The organism is Streptomyces sp. NPDC006510 (assembly GCF_040611955.1).
In the GTDB taxonomy this organism is placed as follows: domain Bacteria; phylum Actinomycetota; class Actinomycetes; order Streptomycetales; family Streptomycetaceae; genus Streptomyces.
In genome coordinates this window covers 1-17227 of sequence record NZ_JBEXPH010000114.1, presented here as the reverse complement: position 1 = coordinate 17227, position 17227 = coordinate 1, and the positions used below count along the sequence as shown (strand labels likewise).

Below are 17227 nucleotides of genomic sequence, written 5' to 3'. Positions count from 1 at the left end.
GCCCGACTCCGGCGCCGTCAGCGTTGCTGGCCCGCCATCACCGTGACGAGGCCGATGACCACGAGCAGCGAGCCGCCCCAGGTCCACATCGAGGTCCGTTCGTGCAGCACGGTCGCCCCGGCCAGCACGATCAGCAGGTACCCGAGGGCGTTGAACGGATAGGCGATGGACAGCGGCACCTTGGCCAGGGTCGCCATCCAGGCGAGGGCGGAGACCGCGAAGACCACCAGGCCCAGGACGACCCAGGGGCTGGTCGCGGCGCGCAAAGCGACGGACCCGCCGCTGTGCCCGGCGGCGGCCGCGGCGCCCTTCATCCCGTGCTTGAGCATGATCTGGCCGCCCGCCGACGACAACACGGCGAACAGCAGCAGCATCAGACTGGGGATGGTCAAGGTCTTGCTCCTGACTGCGGCCCCCGGCGATTCCGGTTCCGGGGCGGGGGTGGGACGGGGAACGGCGGCCTCAGACGCCGACCCGGTCGGCAGGGACGTGCTGTCGGTTGAGGATGTCCTGTACATCGACGTGCTCTCCAGCGATGATCGTCTCGGCCGCATGCGGGGTGAGCAGTGCGACGTGCTGATAGCCGAACAGCGTCGGCCGGATCCGGGTGAGCAGTTTCGACACTCCGCCCAGGACCGCGGGGAGCGGTCCGCCACCGAGCAGCGCCCAGAACGGGGCCCCGGTCGACGCGATGCCGAGGACGTCGTAGCCCGCGTCCCGGACCGTGCGGCGCAGGCTGGCCCGGGTGAAGAAGCGCAGATGCGTTTCGTCGAGAATGCCGCGCCGGTCGTAGCCGAAGGCTCCGAGGGCGACCCGCAGCCGCGAGTACCAGTGGCTGAAGTTCGGTACGGAGAGCAGCACCCGGCCGCCGGGCCGCAGCACCTCGGCGACCTCGGCCAGCACCCGCTCGGGGCGGGAAAGGTGCTCGATGACGTCGCCGGCGACCACGTAGTCGTAGTCGACGCCGATCTCGACCGGCAGCCCCTCCTCCAGGTTGGCGAGGTGGAAGTGGGTGCACTTCTCGCGTACGCCGGGGACCTCGACGTAGTCCACGCCGGTCACCTCGTGGCCGAGGGCTTCGAGGCGCTGGGCGAACAGGCCGCCGGAGCAGCCGAGGTCGAGGACCCGGCCGGGCGGGAGGCTGCGCATCTTCTCCAGGATGACGGCGTGCGAGGAGCCGTCGCCCTCCTTGAACGCGTACTCGACGGGCTTGGGGATCCAGCCGCAGGTGCCGAATCCCTTGACGGCGAGCCGGTATTCGAGGACGTCCTTGACGACGTCCTTCGCGTACTTCATGCCGTTGACGTAGCAGATCTCGTCGCCGTAGTACGTGGGGACGGGGATCTCCTTGATCCGCATCCCCTCGTTGAGCAGCTGGACGATGATCTGGGTGTCGAAGTCGAACGCGTCGGTGTTCCGGTGGATCGGCAGCTTCTTGAGTGCCGCGACGCTGTAGGCGCGGTAGCCGGAGTGGAATTCGGTGAGCTGCGAGCCGAGAAGGGTGTTCTCCAGGCGGGTGAGAATGCGGTTGCCGAGCCATTTGTACATCGGCATGCCGCCCTTGAGTGCGGATCCGGAATTCATCATCCGGGATCCGAAGACGGCCTCGCATTCGCCGCGTTCGATCGGTGCGACCATGTCGGGCAGGAATTCCGGGGCGTACTGTCCGTCGCCGTGCAGCAGCACGATGATGTCGAGTCCGTGTTCGGCGGCCAGCGCGTATCCGGCCTTCTGGTTTCCGCCGTATCCGAGGTTCTTGGTGTGCCGCATCACCACGGTCCGCGGCATTCCCTCCGTCTGCGACCAGCGGCAGCCTGCGGTGAAGGTCGCGTCATGGCTCGCGTCGTCGAGAATGAGGATTTCGGCGACCTTGGACCGGAAGTCCTCCGGAATGCGGTCGAGGGTCCTCTCCAGCGTCGTCTCGGCGTTGTACGCGACCACCAGGATGCCGATCCTGGGGCTCGGGCTTTCCTTCACGGGGCGTTCTCCAGTTGCGCTCGGTGCTCGGTGCTTGTGGGGGGCGTTCAGTTGACGGCGGAACGGGTGGGCCGTGCGGCGCAGGGCGCCGGGAGCGGGGTGCGCCCGGCGGGAGGTCGTACGGGCGTCTCCGGTTGTGCGGCGAGGATCTTGCGGACTCCGCTGACGAGGCCCGCGGCGAGAACCACCCAGCCGGCCTCGCCGAGTTGCAGCACCGTTTCGCTCCAGTGCACGGCGGAGCGTCCCTGGTAGCCGAGGACCGCCGTCAGACCGAGCAGGCAGCTGTACGCGGCGCCCTCCCAGAACCCGATGACGAACAGCCCGGCGGCGGCCCAGGTCAGGTACTGCAGCGCGGACGCGGTGGAGAGCAGCAGCAGGAGGCCCATCGTGACGGCGACGACGGCCGGCAGCTGCGCGGGCCGCAGCCGGGCGAGCCAGACCCCGGCCGCCACGCAGGCCAGCACGAAGAGGAAGTGGCCGTCGCCCTCGATGAAGGTGATGAAGGACTGCGGCAGGCCGAACAGGTCGGCGAACCGGACGAGCCCCCAGAGGCGGTAGCCGCCGCCCGCGTACTCCAGGACGTTCTCCTTGAGGTGCTGCGGAACAGTCATCAGGACCGGCCCCCAGACGAAGGCGATCAGTGCGGCGAACCCCGCGGAGAAGCGGACGAACGACGGCCGGCCCGCCCGCAGCGCGACGAGGAACAGGGCCGGGATCACCACGACGGGGATGAACTTGACGCTGATCGAGAGCGCGGCGGCCACCCCGGCGGCCAGCGGTGCCTTCCGGTCCACGAGGAGGTGGGCGGCGGCCAGGGCGAAGGTGATGGCGACCGCGTCGGTGTTGCCGTGATAGCCGGAGGTGGCGATCAGTACGGGGCTGACGGCCACGCCCACCCCGCAGGCGACGGCGGCACCGAGGGAACCACGGCGGCGCACGATTTCGAACACGATGAGCGCGCAGAAGAAGTCCGCGATGGAGGCGGGCGACCTGATCAGCGTTCCGAACGGGATGCCGATTTCGGAGAGTTCATTCAGGCCGAGAAGCATCCAGCCGGCCAGTGGCGGGTGGTTGTAGACGGGCAGTCCCGGCAACGGCTGTTCGTAAATCCGAATGGGCCCGTAACGCACGATCGCCGCTGCGAAACCGTGAAAGATCCGCACGTCGGCCGGGCCCGGCATATTCGCCGCGATCAGCATTCGGGTGAGAAGACCTGCGGCCGCGGCAATGAGCACCACCGCCCTTGCGCGTGACACGTCCCAGGTTTCGCATCGCATTCGGATACCCATGAAAGCAGAACGTAGCAACCCGAAGACGCTGAGCAACGCACCGATGGTCACACTTGGATGGACCATTTCTTGAATGCGCGGCACATCCGCGCAAACATTCGCATCCCTGAATCACTCGAACGGTTCAGGGATGGTGTGGTGGCTCCGGGCCCTTCGCCCGGCCGGCAGCGGCACCGGCCGGGCGGCGCGGATTACAGCATTCGGTCGACCACACCGGCCGCCGCGTGCCCGTCGTCCAGGTCGCAGAAGTCCCGGCGGAATGCCTCGTACGCCTGCGCGTGTCCCGCGACGGACCGCTCCGGATCGCGCAGCGCCTCGACGAGTCCGGCGGCACCGGGGATCAGCGGGCCGGGGGCGCGGGCCTCGAAGTCGAAGCAGAAGCCGCGCAGGGTGTCGCGGTAGTGCGCCAGGTCGTAGGTGTGGAAGAGCATCGGGCGGCCGGTCAGGGCGAAGTCGAACATCAGCGAGGAGTAGTCGGTGACCAGGGCGTCACTGATCAGCATCAGTTCGCCGACGTCCCCGTAGCGCGAGACGTCACGGACGAAGCCGCTGCCGCTGTCCGTCAGCCGGTCGGTCACCAGGTAGTGGCGGCGCACCAGCAGGACGGTGTCCTCGCCGAGTTCGCGTTCGGCGGCGGCCAGGTCGAGCCGCAGGTCGAGGGCGTAACGGCCGCCGCTGAGCGGCTGGTCCTCGCGCCAGGTCGGTGCGTACAGCACGATCCGCTTGCCGTCGGGGACGGCGAGCCGTTCGCGTACCGCCGCGGCGACCTTGGTCCGGTCCGAGGCGTGGAACAGGTCGTTGCGGGGGTAGCCGCACTCCAGGATCTCGCCCGAGTAGCCGAACGAGCGCCGCAGGACGGGGGTGGAGAAGCTGTTCGGCGAGACCAGGAAGCTCCACTGGCGGGCACGCCGTTCGATGGTGGCGATATAGGCGGCGTTGGCCCGCTCGGTGCCCGCGAGGTCGAGACCGATGCGCTTGAGGGGGGTGCCGTGCCAGGTCTGGACGACGCACTGGCCCTCGCGCCGCTCGAACCACTCCGGCAGCTGGGTGTTGGTGACGACGTACCGGCTGCGCGCCAGCGCCTCGTGCCAGGCGGCGGAGCCGTGCTCGACGGCGGTGGCGCCCGCCGGGACACGGGCCTGCTGGTCGCGCACCACCCACAGATGCTCCAGCTCGGCGCCGCGCCGGGCCACTTCCTCGTGGATGGCGCGCGGCGAGTCGGAGTACTGCCGGCCGTCGAAGCTGCTGTACAGCACCGTGTCGCGCAGCGGTGCGATGCGCCGGGCCCGGTAGCCCTCGCGCAGCAGCCGCTTGCCGCGCGGGCCGCGTTCACCGGCGGTGAGCACCGGCGCGCTGTTGATCAGCAGCTGGTCGTGGAAGCGCCGCTCGACGACGTACGTCCGGCCGGCGAGGGTGCGGGCGGCGGGCAGGGTGCGGTGGGCGGCGGCCGGGATGCGCAGCGGGGCGTCGCCCGCCTCGTCCCGCGCGCCCTTCTCGCGGAGGAAGAGGTACCAGTTCCCCTGGCCCAGCGGCAGTTTCCCGCCGGGGCCCTCGACGGCATCCGGCCGGAGCGCGGCCCTGAACCGCCGGGCCCCGGCGGCCCCGGAGAGGGCGAGGGGGAAGACGGCCTCCTCGCCGTGCCCGCTGTGCCTGGCCACCAGCTCGACCGGCCGGTCCGGGAGGTCGGGGAAGGTGCCCTCCAGGAGGAGCTGTCCGTCCCCCGTCCAGGTCGCCAGGCCGACGACGGGCTGCACGGTGCGGTCGCTGATCAGCAGATTGCCGCGGGAGCTGGTGGTGAGTCCGAGCTCGCGCCGCTCGTCGCCGTTCCCGGCCAGCGGGTAGCGGCCCGGCAGCACCGGCCCCGGCACGTCGACCGGCGTCCGGCGGCCGTCCGGTCCGACGAGATGCAGGCTGTACGACAGCTGGGCGCGCCCCGCCCCCCGCTCCGTGTCCGGCCGGGCGTCGGCGAAGGCGCCGAGCGGGACGTCCGCGGTGAACCGCCGCCACCCCGCCGCCGAGGGCACGGCCCCCTCGTGCACCGTCACCGGGCGGTCGAAGGTGGTGCCGGAGGGGCGGTGGGTGAGCACGAGGCGCAGCGGCCCCTTGCCGAGGCGGTCGCGGATCATCCCGTCGATGACCACGGCGGCGGTCCCGTCGCCGGTGTCGCCCGCGCGGTGCGTCTCGAACCGGGCGTCGATCCGCTCGGCGTGCAGCACCAGCTTGCCGCCGTCGAAGGCGGGCACGATGCGGTGGTCGCCGTCGGGGCGGTGCACGGGCGGCGGAGCGGCCGCCTCGTCCGTCGAGAGCTCGGAACGGCGCAGCATGCCATGCCCGGCGATGCCGATCTCCAGGCGCCAGGTGAGGCGTTCGAGGCTGCCGCCCGCGTCGATGCGGAGCCTCGCCGGGTCGATGACGGTCTCGAAGCCGGACCTGTCGTAGTCGTGCAGGCTCTGCCGGGACCGGGCGGTGGCCTCCGGCTCGTCGACCGTCCGCAGCCGCAGCGGCAGCACGTGCCGGCGCCCGGCCCGCAGCCAGCCGGCCCGGAACTCGCCGGCCCGCGAGCCGGCCGGCAGGTTGCGGATGTACGCGTAGCCCTTGAGGTGCAGCTTGCCGCCCTGCCAACGGGCGTCCCGCAGCCGGGCGGTGAGCGGCAGGTCCCGCTCGCCCACCCGCAGCACCGAGCGGGGCACCGGCCGGGTGAGGGCCGGGAAGGAGGCGCTGCGGCGGCGCACGCCCCGTACCGCGAACGCGCCCGGCTCGGCCCGGTCGAAGGCGAGCAGGTCCAGCAGTTCACCGGTCCGCCGTTCGCGCACGAGGTGCCACATCAGGCGCAGTCGCAGCGGCAGCGCGTCGAGGACGGCCGGGTCGACCTGGTCGGTGAACTCGTTGGCGTACGTGACGAAGGCGCGCCGGTACTCCTCGTCGCCGTCGGGCAGCGCCTCCATGAAGTACCAGAGGTCGTTGGCGAGCACATGTGACTCGTACCGCCGTTTGTCGGCGGCGCTGCGGTGCTCGTCGAGGAAGGCGGAGACGCCCAGCACGTGCGAGACCCGGTCCTGGACGCCGCGGACGACGGCGCGGCGGGTGGTGATCGAGCCCGCCCGGTCGCGCCAGTGGTAGACGGCGTCCTTCAGCACGTCGACGGAGCGGGCCAGGAAGTGGGCGGGCAGGACGACCGGGATGTCCTCGTAGAGGGCGCCGACCGGGAAGGCGAAGGCGTGCTCGTCCCAGAAGGACCGGCGGAAGACCTTGTTGCAGGCGATCCGGTCGGCGGCCAGGTCCCAGTCCCGCGAGATGTGGGTGCGCAGCCGGGTGGTCGCCATGGGCTTGCGGAAGTTGGGCGACTGCTGGAGCCGGCCGCCGGCCCGCAGCCGCAGCACATTGCCGGACGCGAGGTCCGAGCCCGTCTCGTCCAGGGCGCCGACGAGGAGTTCGTACGCGCGGGGCGGGAGCACGTCGTCGCTGTCGACGAAGGCGAGATGGCGGGCGCCGGGGTCGCAGTTGCGGACCCCGGTGTTACGGGCGTGCCCGAGCCCGCCGTTGTCCTGGCTCACCAGCCGGAACCTGCCGTCCTGTTCGGCGAAGGCGGCGGCCAGGGTCGCGCTGTCGTCGGTGGACCCGTCGTCGACCATCACCACCTCCAGGTCGGTCATGGTCTGCTCCGCGAGGGACTTCAGGCAGTCCGTCAGATAGAGCTCGACGTTGTGGACGGGTACGACGACACTGAGCCGTGGCGACATGTTGGGCACGTCCGTTCATCGGGGCCTGGTTGTCCGTACGGCTCAACCCCGTGACGGGCCGGGGGTCACCGGTCCCGGTCTCTCCCGAACGGGTGACATCGACTGCGCCCCGGTTGCCGTACGGTCCTGCTCCGTGCCGCCCAGGAACAGCCGGCGCACCACGCGTTCGGCCGCGTGCCCGTCGTCGTACGGGCAGAAGCGCTCCCGGAACGCCGCCCGCAGCCCGGTCGTCCGCGCCGAGCACCACTCACCGGTCCTGAACACGTCCAGCAGTTCGTCCTCGCTGGTGGTGACGGCGCCGGGGGTGTCGCCGGGGCGTCCGGAGAGCAGGTCGAAGTAGGTGCCGCGCGAGGCCCGGTAGGCGGCCCAGTCCGGGACGTGGCTGACGATCGGGCGGTCCAGGCAGGCGTAGTCGAACATCAGGGACGAGTAGTCGGTGATCAACGCGTCGGAGACCAGGCAGAGTTCCTCGACGGACGGATGTCCCGTCACGTCCACCACCCGGGCGCCGCCCAGCCGGACCGAGCGGCCGTAGAAGTAGTGCGCGCGGACCAGCAGCACGTACTGCGGGCCGAGTTCGCGGGCCAGGCGTTCCAGGTCGAGGTGGGGGACGAAGCCCTTGCGGTAGTCGCGGTGGGTGGGCGCGTACAGCAGCACGGTCCGGTCCGGGTCGAGGGAGAGTTCCCGCCGGATCGCGGCGGTCCGCTCGGGGGTGGCGGTGAAGAAGACGTCGTTGCGCGGGTAGCCGAGGTTCAGATGCTCGTACCCGGAGGGGTAGACCCGGTCCCAGATCTCGGTGGAGTGCGGGTTGGCGGAGAGGGAGAAGTCCCACTGGTCGGCGTGGGCGACGATCTTCTCGAAGCCGATGCCGTCGGTGAGGGCCGGGTAGTCGCGCTGGTCCAGGCCCATGGTCTTCAGCGGGGTGCCGTGGTGGGTCTGGAGATAGCGCTGGCCGGGGCGTTTGGTGAAGCCGCCGGGGAAGCTGGAGTTGTTGATCAGATACGTGGCGGTGGCCATGATCCGCCAGTAGGCGAGGGACCCCTCGACGACGTGCGGGGTGCCGGGCGGCAGTCGGTCGCGGTGCCGGGAGGAGACGGCCCAGACGCCCCGGATGTGCGGGGCGAGTTCGAGGGCCTTGGCGTGGATCGCGGCCGGGTTGCAGGCGACCCCGCGGTTCCAGTAGGCGCCGTACACCGCGAGGTTCGGGTCCAGCGGCCGCAGCAGGTCGGTGCGGTAGGCGGCACGGGTGAGTCCGGCCCGGAGCGTCTTCTTGCCGCGGACCAGGGCGGCCCGGGTGCGGGTGCGGGCGGCATCGGCGGCCTCCCGGACGCGGTGGGCGGGGTAGCTGCCGGGGAGTTCGGCGGCGCGGTGGAAGGCGGCACGGTCCCCGGGGGCGATCCGGCCGGGGTCGTCCAGTACGGCGAGCAGGTGGCGGGTGCGCGCCGCCCGGATCCGGGGGTCGTCGCCGGTCTCGGCGAGCAACTGCCGGTATGCGTCCAGGATCGCGAAGTGGTGGCGGCCCGGGGTGGTGGCGGGGGTGCCGGAGCGGCGGACGCGGTGGCGGACGCAGATCCGGTCGAGGGTGTCGAGCGTGCCGGCGTCGGCGGCGAGGAGGGTGGCCCGGTGGACGGGGAGCACGTCCTCGTAGGGGCCGTCGGTGAAGTGGAGTCCGTGCCCGGTCCAGAAGGCGCGGCGGAAGATCCGCGGGACGGCGGTGGACAGGCCGTCGGCCGCGGTTTGCGGGACCGAGACCTCGCCCCACCAGTTGACGCGGTCGTGTCCGAGGAGGAGTACGTCCGGCTCGCCCGTGGCCAGCCGGTCGCCGATCGCCTCCAGCGCGCCCGGCCGCAGCAGGCCGTCGCCGTCGAGGAAGAGCAGGTACCGCCCGCGCGCCGCGGCCGCCCCGGCGTCGCGGGCCGGGCCCGCGCCGGGGTGCCCGGGGAGGGTGAGCACCCTGACCCGGGCGTCGCGCCGCGCGAACTCGGCGGCGATGTCCGCGCCGCCGTCCCGGGACCCGTCGTCCACGACGAGCAGCTCCGGCTCACCGGGAACCTGGCCGAGCACGGACTCGACGGCCGCCCTGAGATAGCCCTGAACCCGGTGGACGGGCACGACAACACTGAGAAGCATGGCAGCCGAGCGTAATCGCGCGGTCACCGCGCACCGAATCGCGTGTTCACCCGTTCGGGGCAGTGCCGGTGACCCGGGGCGTCCGCCCCGGTTGACCGGGCATGAAGCCGCGCCTCAGTGTCGTCGTCCCGGTCCACAACGTCGAGGACTATCTGGAGGACTGTCTGCGCTCGGTGGCCGAACAGTCGGTCACCGACATCGAGGTGGTCCTCGTGGACGACGGTTCGACGGACGGCAGTACGGCCATCGCCGAGGACTTCGCCGCCCGCGACCGCCGCTTCCGCTGCGTCCGCCGCCCCAACGGGGGACTGAGCGCGGCCCGCAACACGGGTGTGCGGCACACCACGCCGGACGTGCCGTATCTGGCGTTCGTCGACAGCGACGACATCGTCGTCCACGACGCCTACGCGCGGATGCTGGGCTCGCTGGAGTCGACCGGTTCCGACCTCGCGACCGGCAATGTGTGGCGGCTGAACGAGCAGGGGCGGCAGCAGGCCTGGCAGTACCGCTGGCTGACCGGCAGCCGGGCCCGCACCCACATCAGCCGCGATCCGCGGCTGCTCGCCGACCGGGTCGCCTGGAACAAGGTGTTCCGGCGCTCCTTCTGGGACCGGCACGCCTTCGCCTTCCCGGAGGGGAAGCTCTACGAGGACACCCCGGTGGTGATCCCGGCGCACTATCTCGCCGGCTCGGTGGACGTGCTGCACGAGCACGTCTACTACTGGCGGGTCCGGGAGGGATCGATCACTCGGCGGCGCACGGACGTGAAGGGCGTACGGGACCGGATCTCGGCGTGCGAGCAGGTCAGCGCGTTCCTGGCGGGCCGGGGCGGGGTGGCGAACGGCGGGGCGCGGCGCCGCTACGACCTCTCGTGCCTGCGCGACGACTTCGTGTACTTCCTGGAGGGGCTCACCATGGGCGGGCCCGAGTACCGGAACGCGTTCATGGCGGACGCCGGGGCGTTCCTGGACCGGATGGAGCGGATGGACGGGGCGGGCCGCGCGGACCGGGCCGTGGCCCACGAGCTGCCGGTGGAGCTGCGGATCAAGTGGCAGCTGGTGAAGGAGCGCCGGCTCACGGAGCTGCTGGAGGTGCTGGCCTTCGAACGGGCCAACGGCGCGGGGACGTTCACGGTCGGCGGGGTACCGGGGCGGCGGCAGGCCGGATTCCCCGGCATCCCGGACACCGCCCGTCCGGCCCGTGCCGATCTCCCGGCCGTGGCCCGGCTGCTGGAGGCGCGGTGGGGCGACGACGGGAAGCTGCGGCTGCGCGGTTACGCGTACATCCGCAATCTGCCGGCCGCGACACCGCGCCACTCGCTGAAGGTGGGCATGGTGCGGTCGACCCGCGGCCAGCAGCTGCGGACGGTGCCGGTACGCGGCGTGCCCGCGCCCGAGGCGACCGTCGACTCCGGCCAGCAGCTGCACGGTTACGACCACTCCGGCTTCGAGATGACCCTCGACCCGCGCCGGCTGCGGCCCGGCGGCTGGCTGGTGGGCATGATGGTGGCCGCCCAGGGCACGGTCCGCCGGGTGGCGGTGCGGGCCGTGGAGGCGGGGGCCGTCCAGCCGCTCGTCCATGACCTGGGCGACGGGCGACGGGCGGTGCTCGACTACCGGGGCGGGCGGCTCCGGCTGACCCTGGAGCGGCTGCCCGCCCGCTGCGAGACCCATCGCTTCGGCGAGGACCTGGAGCTGACCGGCCGGCTGTACGGGGGCGTCCGGCCGAAGGCCCTGGTGCTGACCTGCGAGGGGGTGACGGACCAGGAATTCGGCCACCCCGTCGAATGCCGGCCGGACGGCCGCTTCACGGTACGGATCCCGCTCGCCGACCTCGCCGGGATGGCGGCCGCGCCACCGGCGCCGCACCGGGCGCCGCGCGAGGTCGAGCCGGAGCCCGGCGGGCGGTGGCGGGCGCGGCTGGTGCTGGCCGACGGGTCGCGGGTGCCGCTCGCGGCGGCCCCGGAGTCGGCGCCGCCGGTGGTGGCCGACGCTGCGGGCGAGCTGGTGCTGGACCTGAGCGGGCAGCCGTTCGTGGACGGGGCCGTGTGGACGCCGGACGGTGCGCTGCGGGTGGAGGGGGTGACCGGCGCCGGTACGGGCGCAGAGCAGGACGAGGGCCCGGACCGCCTCGTACTGCGGCACGAGGCGTTGCGCGAGACGGTGTCGGTGCCCGTCACCCACGGCGAGCGGCGCGCGGTGGGGTCCGCGGGGGCCGGCGAAGGGGCGGCGTACGGAGGGCGTCGCTTCACCGCGTTCCTCGCGCCCTCGGTGGCCGCCGGGCTGCACGAGGGCCGCTGGGACGCTTATCTGGGCGGCCGGCCGGTCCGGGTGCTGACCGCGCTCGCCGCCCGGCTGCCGCTGCGCCGGAGCGGCCCGGTCGCCGCGGCGCCCGTGCCCGGGCGGGAGTTCGCGCTGGACCGCCGGTTCGGCGACCGGCTGACGGTGTGGGCCGGGCCGGTCCTCGCGCCCGCCGAACGCGGCGCGTACCGCCGGGCCGAGCTGCGTGGCACGCACTATCCGGCCCGGCGCGCGATGCCGCTGCGGGACGCGGTCCTCTACACGGGCGGCGACTCACCGCGTGCCGTCCACGCCGAACTCCTGCGCCGGGGAGTGGAGTCGGAGCATCTCTGGGTCACCGACGGGGTCCACGGGCACGTCCCGCCCACCGCTGTCCCGGTCGTCGAGCACAGCGCCGCCTGGTACGAGGCGCTGGCGCGGTCCCGCCGTGTCGTCACTGCCGACCACCTGCCCGAGTGGTTCGAACGGCGGCCCGGCCAGACCGTCGTGCAGACCTGGCACGGCACCCCGCTCGGCCGCTTCGGCACGGATCTGGGCGGCACCCTGTACGCCGACCACCAGGAGCTCGCCACGCTGCCGCACCGGTCGGCCCAGTGGTCCGTCCTGGTCTCCCCGAGCCGCCACTCCACCCCGCTGCTGCGACGCGCGCTCGGCTACGGGGGCGAGGTCCTGGAAGCGGGCTCCCCCGCCAACGACCTGCTCTTCTCGACCGACCGCGCCAAGACCGCGGAGCGGGTACGGCGCAGGCTCGGCATCCCGTACGGCCGCCGGGTCGTGCTGTACGCGCCGACCTACCGCGACCAGCTGGCCCATCCCTCCGGCGCCGACGGCGGACGGCTCCGCTACCGCTGGGACCCGGCGCTCGACCCGGCCGCACTGGCGCGGTCCATCGGCGCGTCCCACACCGTGCTGGTGCGCCGCCATCCGCGGGTGACCGGGAGCGTGCCCGAGCGGCCCGGCGTGTGCGACGTGTCGGCGCACCCGGACACCGCGGAGCTGCTGCTGATCGCCGACGTGCTGGTCACGGACTACGCGGGCCTGATGTTCGACTTCGCGCACACCGGCCGCCCGATGGTCTTCCACACCTACGACCTGGAGCACTACCGCGACACGGTGCGCGGCTTCTGCCTGGACTTCGAGACCCGGGCGCCGGGCCCGCTGCTCGCCGGGGCGGACGAGGTCGCCGCGCTGCTGCGTGACACCGGCACCCTGACCGCCTCGGCGGCCCGGCACGCGGAGGCGTACGAGAGCTTCCGCCGGGACTTCTGCGACCTGGACGACGGCGGGGCGGCTGCCCGGGTCGCGGACCGGCTGCTGGCGGACCGGCCCTGAACCGACCGCTCAGCTCTTGAGGGCGGCGACCGCGGCGGTCGCCAAGTCGTCGAGATGGCCCTTGGGCAGCGGGCCGCGGACCACGGCGAGCCGCCAGTAGAGCGGGCCGACGATCAGGTCCAGCGCCCGGTCCGGGTCGCTGTCCTCGGGCAGTTCGCCGCGGGCCACGGCGTCCCGTACGACCACGGCGGCGATGCCCTGTTGCGGGTCCAGCAGGGCGGCCTTGATCGTGTCGGAGATCTCCGGATTGCGGGCCGCCTCGACCAGCAGGTCCGGGATGACCTGCGAGGCGACGGGGTGGCGCAGGGCGTACGAGGCGAGTTCGAGCACGGCCCGGACATCCCCGTACAGCGAACCGGTGGCCGGAGCCGGCATGCCCTGGGCCGCGACGGCGGAGACCAGGTCGAGGACCAGCGCCAGCTTGGACTTCCAGCGGCGGTACACGGCGGTCTTGCCGACTCCCGCGCGCCGCGCGATCCCCTCCATCGACATCCGGGCGAAGCCCACCGCGGCCAGTTCCTCGAAGACGGCACTGCGAATCGCATCGGTGACGTCCTCGCGCAGCACGGCGGCTCCGGCGGGGACACGGCGGCGGGTTCCCGGGTCGGTGGTCATGGCCGAATCATAGTCCGTGACGACGGAACGGTTGCGTTGCGACGTGAGTACGTCCTACCCTCGGCGTTGCGACGATACGGTCCCGTTCCGTCGGTCGTCGCTCCTGCCCTCCCGTCGAAAGCGATCGTGGTGAGCCAGACAGCAACCCCAGCGGCCCCGGCCGACTCCCCCGCCGCCGCGCCCTTCCCGGTGTACGCACCGGGCGAGCTCGCCGCGCTCGCCGCCCGGCACGGACTCACGATGAGCGGGGCCCGGCCCTCGCTGGTGGCGTACGTCCGGCAGCTGTGGGGACGCCGGCACTTCATCACGGCGTTCGCCACCGCCAAGCTGACCGCCCAGTACAGCCAGGCGAAGCTCGGCCAGATCTGGCAGATCATGACGCCGCTGCTGAACGCGACGGTCTACTACTTCATCTTCGGCGTCCTGATGAACACCAAGCGCAACGTCGAGGACTTCGTCCCGTTCCTCGTCACCGGCGTCTTCATCTGGACCTTCACCAGCAGCTCGATCACCGCGGGCACCCGTGCGATCAGCGGCAATCTGGGGCTCGTCCGGGCGCTGCACTTTCCGCGCGCCTCGCTGCCGATCGCGCTGGCCCTGCAACAGCTCCAGCAGCTGCTGTTCTCACTGGGCGCGCTGGTGCTGATCCTGGTGGGGTTCGGGCAGTTCCCCCAGCCGTCCTGGCTGCTGGCGATCCCGGCGCTGTTCCTGCAGGCCGTGTTCAACACCGGTGTCTCCATGGTGGTGGCGCGGCTGGCCGCCCGGACGCCGGACATCGCGCAGCTGATGCCGTTCGTCCTGCGCACCTGGATGTACGCGTCCGGGGTCATGTGGAGCGTGGACACGATGCTCAAGGGGGACCGTGTCCCGCACTTCGTGATGGTGATGCTGGAGTGCAATCCGGCCGCCGTCTTCATCGATCTGATGCGGTTCGCGCTCATCGACAGCTTCGGCGCGTCCCACCTCCCGCCGCATGTGTGGGCGATCGCCGCGGGCTGGGCGCTCGTGTGCGGCGTCGGCGGATTCGTGTACTTCTGGCAGGCGGAGGAGCGGTACGGACGTGGCTGACGACATGGCTGACAACAACGAGCGGGTGCCGACCGTCGTCGTGGACGACGTCCACATCACGTACAAGGTCAACGGCGCCCGTACCGGAAAGGGCAGCGCCACCTCGGCGCTCAGCCGGATCGTCTCGCGCCGGCAGGCCCCCGGGGTGCGCGAGGTGCACGCCGTGAAGGGGGTGAGCTTCGCCGCGTACAAGGGCGAGGCCATCGGCCTGATCGGCTCCAACGGCTCGGGGAAGTCGACCCTGCTCAAGGCGATCGCCGGGCTGCTGCCCGCGACGAAGGGCCGGGTGCACACCCAGGGCCAGCCCTCGCTGCTCGGGGTGAACGCCGCGCTGATGAGCGATCTGACCGGTGAGCGCAACGTGGTCCTCGGCGGCCTCGCGATGGGCATGACGCGCACCCAGATCCGCGAGCGCTACCAGGGGATCGTCGACTTCTCCGGCATCAACGAGAAGGGCGACTTCATCACCCTGCCGATGCGTACGTACTCCTCCGGCATGGGCGCCCGGCTGCGTTTCTCCATCGCCGCCGCCAAGAGCCACGACGTCCTGCTGATCGACGAGGCGCTGTCCACCGGCGACGCCAGGTTCCAGCGGCGCAGCAAGGAACGGATCATCGAGCTGCGCAAGGAGGCCGGCACGGTCTTCCTGGTCAGCCACAGCAACAAGTCGATCACCGAGACCTGCGACCGGGCGATCTGGCTGGAGGCGGGGACGCTGCGGATGGACGGCCCGGCGGACGAGGTCGTGGCGGCGTACGAGCGGTTCACCTCCGGAAAGAAGTAGGGGCGCGGCGGCCGGGGCGATAAACTCCCCTGCCGCACGACGGGGTTGCGCCAGACCCCGGATCCGCTCAGGGGGGCACATGCAGGACGGCGTACCGGGACCGCTGCGCGCGGACGATCCGCGGGAGATCTCCGGCTACGCCCTGCGGGCCCGGGTGGGCGAGGGCGGGATGGGCACCGTCTACCTCTCGCACACCCGGGGCGGCCAGCCCGTCGCCCTGAAGGTGATCCGCCGGGAGTACGCGCAGAGCGCGGAGTTCCGGGTGCGATTCGCCCGTGAGGTGGCCGCGGCCCGCCGGGTCTCCGGGTACCACCTGGTGCCCGTCGTCGACCACGACACCGAGGGAACGCAGCCCTGGCTCGCCACCCAGTACGTGCCCGGCCTGCCGCTGGACGCCGTCCTCGGCGCGCACGGACCGCTGCCGACGGCCGCGGTGCTCCAGCTGACCGGCTGCCTGGCAGGCGCGCTGGACGCCGTCCACACCGCCGGAGTCATCCACCGGGACATCAAGCCCGGCAATCTGCTGCTCTCCGCGAGCGGCCCCTGGCTGCTCGACTTCGGGATCGCGCGGGCGGCCGACACCCGGACCCTCACGACGGTGGGGCGGCTGATCGGCAGCCCGAAACACATGTCGCCCGAGCACGCGCTGGGCAGGGAACTCACCACCGCGTCCGATGTGTTCACGCTCGGACTGCTGGCCGCCGAGGCCGCCACCGGGCAGCATCCGTACGGCCGGGGCCACGGCCTCGCCGTCGCCGCCCGGATCGCGGGCACCGACCGCGAGCCCCCGCTTCTGGACCACCACCCGCGGCCGCTGCGGCAGTTGCTCCGGCGCTGCCTGGCGGCCCGGCCCGAGGAGCGCCCCACCGCCCGCGAGGTCGCCGAACTGTGCGGGCAGGCGCTCGCCGGGGAGGACGGCCGGGGCCTGCGGGTCTTCACCGGCTGGCTGCCGGACCCGGTGGCCGCGGCCGTGGCCCGGATCGAGACGGCGACCCGGCCCCGCCCGTCCGCGTACACGCCCACCTATGTGCCGACCGTGCGTGATCCACTGGCCGCCGAATGGAATCGCCGGATACGCCGAAATCCGTTGCAGGATCGCTGATTGACGGCCCGGAACTTGTCGTAGTCTCATCCGGCACACTTGCAGTGATGAGCGGGGGAGGCTCCCATCAGTACCGGCACCGGCGACGTGCTCACACCTCTCGGCCCCCAGGATCCGCGCGAGATCGCCGGATACCGGCTGATCGCCCGGATCGGCGAGGGCGGGATGGGCACCGTCTACCTCTCGCACACCCGGGGCGGTCAGGCCGTCGCCCTGAAGCTGATCCGCCGCGAGTTCGGCGACGATCCGGAATTCCGCCGCCGGTTCGACCAGGAGGTGCAGGCCGCCCGGCGCGTGCAGGGCTACCACCTGGTCCCGGTCGTCGACCACGACACCTCCGGCCCGCTCCCCTGGCTGGCCTCGGCGTTCGTACCCGGACTGGCGCTCCAGGCGGCCGTCGAAACCTGCGGCCCGCTGCCCCTGCCCACGGTCTTCCGGCTCGTCGGCTGCACCGCACAGGCGCTGACCGCCATCCACGCGGCCGGGGTCGTCCACCGCGACCTGAAGCCCGGCAACATCCTGCTCGGCGCGACCGGCCCGTACGTCATCGACTTCGGGATCGCCCGCGCCGCCGACGCGACGCAGCTCACCGGCAGCGGAGTGATCGGCACACCGCAGTTCATGTCGCCGGAGCACGCGCTCGGCGAGCAGGTCGGTCCGGCCACGGACGTCTTCTCGCTGGGGCTGATCGCGGCTGTCGCGGCGACCGGACGGCATCCGTACGGTGCGGGCGGGGCGCTCACCGTCGCCACCCAGATCGCCAACACCGCCAGCCGCCCGCCGCGGCTGGACGGCTACCCGGCCGAACTGCGCGCGGTGCTCGAACGCTGCCTGATCGCCGACCCGGCCGAACGCATCACCCCCGCCGAGCTGATGTCCCTGTGCGAGCG

General features: G+C 72.3%; 11 protein-coding genes. 5 read left to right on the top strand and 6 right to left on the bottom strand.

Annotated elements, in window-relative coordinates:
• Positions 1-17: 17 nt before the first annotated feature.
• From ABZY11_RS28575 to ABZY11_RS28555, 5 genes are all read right to left on the bottom strand, one after another.
• Positions 18-392: a hypothetical protein gene (locus ABZY11_RS28575; RefSeq protein ID WP_356481890.1), complete on the bottom strand. Its 375-nt coding sequence runs from the start codon at positions 390-392 to the stop codon at positions 18-20.
• A 70-nt stretch (positions 393-462) separates the two neighbouring features.
• On the bottom strand, positions 463-1977 hold the full coding sequence (locus tag ABZY11_RS28570; protein WP_356481889.1) for a bifunctional glycosyltransferase/class I SAM-dependent methyltransferase: 1515 nt from the start codon (positions 1975-1977) through the stop codon (positions 463-465).
• A 47-nt stretch (positions 1978-2024) separates the two neighbouring features.
• Complete coding sequence (locus ABZY11_RS28565) at positions 2025-3071, bottom strand: hypothetical protein (protein WP_356481888.1); 1047 nt, start codon at positions 3069-3071, stop codon at positions 2025-2027.
• Between the two features lie 386 nt (positions 3072-3457).
• A complete protein-coding gene (locus tag ABZY11_RS28560) occupies positions 3458-7006 on the bottom strand; it encodes a CDP-glycerol glycerophosphotransferase family protein (RefSeq protein WP_356481887.1) in 3549 nt (1182 codons plus the stop codon).
• A gap of 42 nt (positions 7007-7048) precedes the next feature.
• Entirely contained in the window at positions 7049-9136 is a 2088-nt protein-coding gene (locus ABZY11_RS28555; protein WP_356481886.1) for a CDP-glycerol glycerophosphotransferase family protein, read from the bottom strand.
• Positions 9137-9237: 101 nt separating this feature from the next.
• Here ABZY11_RS28555 and ABZY11_RS28550 point away from each other — a divergent pair, with 101 nt between their 5' ends.
• The gene (locus ABZY11_RS28550; protein WP_356481885.1) at positions 9238-12768 is read left to right on the top strand and encodes a CDP-glycerol glycerophosphotransferase family protein; all 3531 of its coding nucleotides are present in this window, start codon (positions 9238-9240) and stop codon (positions 12766-12768) included.
• A gap of 9 nt (positions 12769-12777) precedes the next feature.
• Here ABZY11_RS28550 and ABZY11_RS28545 read toward each other — a convergent pair whose 3' ends face one another.
• Positions 12778-13383, bottom strand: a complete 606-nt coding sequence (locus tag ABZY11_RS28545; RefSeq protein WP_356481884.1) for a TetR/AcrR family transcriptional regulator — start codon at positions 13381-13383, stop codon at positions 12778-12780.
• Positions 13384-13509: 126 nt separating this feature from the next.
• On the opposite strand from ABZY11_RS28545, the gene ABZY11_RS28540 reads away from it, so the two are divergent.
• The 4 genes from ABZY11_RS28540 to ABZY11_RS28525 form a co-directional block, all read left to right on the top strand.
• Positions 13510-14451: an ABC transporter permease gene (locus ABZY11_RS28540; protein ID WP_356481883.1), complete on the top strand. Its 942-nt coding sequence runs from the start codon at positions 13510-13512 to the stop codon at positions 14449-14451.
• Between the two features lie 4 nt (positions 14452-14455).
• Positions 14456-15235 (top strand): ABC transporter ATP-binding protein, encoded by a 780-nt coding sequence (locus ABZY11_RS28535; protein WP_356481898.1) that lies wholly within the window; start codon positions 14456-14458, stop codon positions 15233-15235.
• Between the two features lie 79 nt (positions 15236-15314).
• Positions 15315-16337, top strand: a complete 1023-nt coding sequence (locus tag ABZY11_RS28530; RefSeq protein WP_356481882.1) for a serine/threonine-protein kinase — start codon at positions 15315-15317, stop codon at positions 16335-16337.
• A gap of 165 nt (positions 16338-16502) precedes the next feature.
• On the top strand, positions 16503-17227 hold a 725-nt coding region (locus ABZY11_RS28525), incomplete at its 3' end, for a serine/threonine-protein kinase (RefSeq protein WP_356481897.1).